Source organism: Silvanigrella sp. (assembly GCF_044369315.1).
GTDB lineage: Bacteria > Bdellovibrionota_B > Oligoflexia > Silvanigrellales > Silvanigrellaceae > Silvanigrella.
This window is the reverse complement of sequence record NZ_JBIPMD010000324.1, coordinates 1-3,003: the sequence shown is the minus strand read 5'-3', so window position 1 is coordinate 3,003 and position 3,003 is coordinate 1. Positions and strand designations below refer to the sequence as shown.

3 protein-coding genes are annotated in these 3,003 nt (G+C 28.8%); all 3 read left to right on the top strand.

Annotation, left to right across the window (positions count from 1 at the left end; all coding sequences use genetic code 11):
* Window positions 1-108 precede the first annotated feature (108 nt).
* The 3 genes from ACIQ56_RS16270 (at window position 109) to ACIQ56_RS16260 (ending at window position 2,545) form a co-directional block, all read left to right on the top strand.
* A complete protein-coding gene (locus ACIQ56_RS16270; RefSeq protein ID WP_397602089.1) occupies window positions 109-879 on the top strand; it encodes a substrate-binding periplasmic protein in 771 nt (256 codons plus the stop codon).
* Between the two features lie 24 nt (window positions 880-903).
* Window positions 904-1,671 carry a substrate-binding periplasmic protein gene (locus ACIQ56_RS16265; RefSeq protein ID WP_397602088.1) on the top strand — a complete coding sequence of 256 codons (768 nt, stop codon included), beginning with the start codon at window positions 904-906 and terminating at the stop codon, window positions 1,669-1,671.
* Between the two features lie 133 nt (window positions 1,672-1,804).
* Window positions 1,805-2,545 (top strand): substrate-binding periplasmic protein, encoded by a 741-nt coding sequence (locus ACIQ56_RS16260; RefSeq protein ID WP_397602087.1) that lies wholly within the window; start codon window positions 1,805-1,807, stop codon window positions 2,543-2,545.
* Window positions 2,546-3,003 lie beyond the last annotated feature (458 nt).

The following is a 3,003-nucleotide window of genomic DNA, read 5'->3' as shown; positions in this document are numbered from 1 at the left end:
CTACGCAATGAATATCATCTCTGGGAGCCGGATGTGGGAAAACTACAAGTCCGGTTCTGCAGGGGTTTCATGGCAATGAATTACTTTATTTGAAAGGAAATAAAAGTCATGTCTCTACCTACCACAAGTAGGAAAAATTTATTTTTGAAATTATCAATGTCTGTAACTCTGTTTTTTTCAGCAGCTGCTTATGCGGAAGACATAACAATTATGACAGAGAACTTTCCATCTGAAACTGATAAAGTAAGTGAAAATAAGGTTGGTGGAATAGCAGGAGAAATCATTACTAAAGCATTGGAAGCTAAAAAAATTACCTTTAAAATGGCTTGGTCACCTTGGAAAAGAGCTCAACAAGAGACACAATCCAACAGCGATAAAAAATCATTTATCATTCCTTTAACTAGAAATGCAGAAAGGGAATCCAGTTATAATTGGGTTGCCAAAATATATGATGCAGATACCGCTTTTTTAACATTAAAAGGAACTAAAAAATTAGATTCTATGTCTGAGGCAAAAGGAAAAAAAATTGGTGTCTTACTTGGTTCTTCCTATGAAGGGACAATTATAGATGCAAAAAGTGGATTAACAAAATCAGATATTGAAGCAGTTGCCAACGATGCAACAAATGCAAAAAAATTAGAAGCAGGTAAAATATACGGCTGGTATACAGGTGTTATTGGTGGTATAGCAGTGTTAAAAGCCGAAAAAATTGTAATTTCTAAAATTGAAATTGGAAAAAATATCGATCGTGAAGAAAATTATATTGCTACAGCTAAAGATACTCCAGCAGAGCTTGCAAATAAAGTGAAAGATGCTATTGAAAGTTTTAAAAAGACACCACAATATTCTGCTATTGTTAAAAAATATGCAGGAAAATAGTTTTTATTAAAGGGACATTTTTAAATGACATCTTTTTTACTAAATAAAGCAGCAATACTTAAAATATTTATCTCGGTATCATTCTTATGTTCTCTCTCTGTAAAAGCTGAAGACATTACAATTTTTACTCAAGTTCTTCCTGCTAAAACAGATAAACTTGGTGAAAATCAAGTAGGAGGTATTGGGGGTGAAATTATCACAAAAGCTTTAGAAGCAAAAAAAATATCGTTTAAAATGTATTGGCTCCCTTGGAAAAGAGCTCAAGAAGGGACTTTGGAAAACTCTGACAAAAAATCATTTATTATTCCTTTTACAAGAAATGCAGAAAGAGAACCTAAATATAACTGGGTATCAAAGCTTTATGATGCAGAAACAATCTTTATAACTCAAAAAGGGACAGCAAAAATAAATTCAATGGCAGATGCAAAAGGAAAAAAGATAGGAGTTTTACTTGGCTCTTCTTACGAAACTGCAATATTAAACTCAAAAAATGGTTTTAATACTTCGGATATTGATGCGGTTCCAATTGATATCACGAATGCAAAAAAACTAGAGGCTGGCAAAATTAATACCTGGTATACTGGAGTTCTTGGAGCAATAGCAACTTTTGCATCTGAAAAAATAGATAAATCTAAATTTGAATTTGGGAATAAAATAGATGTAGAAGAAAACTATATTGCCACAGCCAAAAATACAGATTCTAGTTTAGTTAAAAAATTAAAAGATGCCATAGATAGTTTTAAAAAGACTCCAGAATATTCGGCAATTATTAAAAAATATACTGGAAAATGATTTATAATGTATGATGAAAATGAAAAATTAAATCGACTATTAATAAATTGTGAAATGAGTTAACAGTCGATTTAATATTTAAAATAAATAAATGATATCTTTAGGTCTAAAAATTTTTGAAAAGGATTTAAAAATGCTAAAAAAAATAATAAATATTAACTTCATAAATAAAACTATGATTTATTTATTCATTTTAAATTTTTTGTCATTTAAAAATTTATACGCAGAAGATGTGACAATAATTACTCAAGAATTCCCTGCTAAGACTGAAAAATGGGGAGAAAAAGAAATTGGTGGAATTGCAGGTGAAATTATAACTAAAGCATTTAAAGATAAAAATATTACTTTTAAAGTAATTTGGATGCCTTGGAAAAGATCACAGGAATCCTGTTTGGAAAATTTAGATAAAAAAACGTTTATCATTCCATTTACTCGAAATAAAGAAAGAGAATCAAATTATATTTGGACTGCAAAATTATATAATGCAGATACTGTATTTGTAACTTATAAAGGTTCTAAAATTATTAATTCTTTCAATGAAGCTAAAAATAAAAAAATAGGTGTTTTATTGGCAACGTCTTATGAGCTTTCATTATTGAATCCTAAAAATGGGTTAAATAAATCCGATATTAGATCGGCTCCCCATGATTATATCAATCTAAAAGATTTACAAGATAAATCAATATATGCTTGGTATACATCGATAATTGGAGCCTATTCTTTTTTAAGAGATCAGAAAGTGGATCTATCTATGTTTGACTTTGGAAAGAAGATTGAAACAGAAGAAAATTATATCGCAACTGCAAAATCAACAGATCCACAAATTAGCAAAAAAGTAAAAAATGCGATTGAGTCATTTAGCAAAACAGCATAGTATAATTCAATTATAAAAAAATATACTGGTAAAAATCCTTGACTATAAATTTTATGAAATCATAATTATAAATCTTTTTATCATAAAATCCTTATGATAGATGGAATGAGAAAAGCGAGTCTCTTCTCCTTCAGGTTATTATTTATGATTTAATTCTAATACTTATATTTATTAACTATATGATATTTTTATATTATGTTCATTTATTTTTATTCCATTCACTTAAAAATGATATAAATAACTTGTATTTTAAACCGATACTTCTTTGACGGTATCGATTTGAAAGGATAAGAGTGGGATGGATTTAAAGAATAAGTCTTTAAATATAAAAATTTTATTTGTCATAATTGCTATGGACCCCATTTGAGTTGACACATGATTAATGTGAATTTTGATACTGTATTGGACTCATCATTGCAAGCCCGGAATGGGGTGCATGATGATTATAATCATAAAAC

Excerpts from the sequence above, each read along its gene's own strand:
- ACIQ56_RS16270 (WP_397602089.1), top strand. The coding sequence starts at position 109 with ATGTCTCTACCTACCACAAGTAGGAAAAATTTATTTTTGAAATTATCA.
- ACIQ56_RS16260 (WP_397602087.1), top strand. The coding sequence starts at position 1,805 with ATGCTAAAAAAAATAATAAATATTAACTTCATAAATAAAACTATGATT.
- ACIQ56_RS16265 (WP_397602088.1), top strand. The coding sequence starts at position 904 with ATGACATCTTTTTTACTAAATAAAGCAGCAATACTTAAAATATTTATC.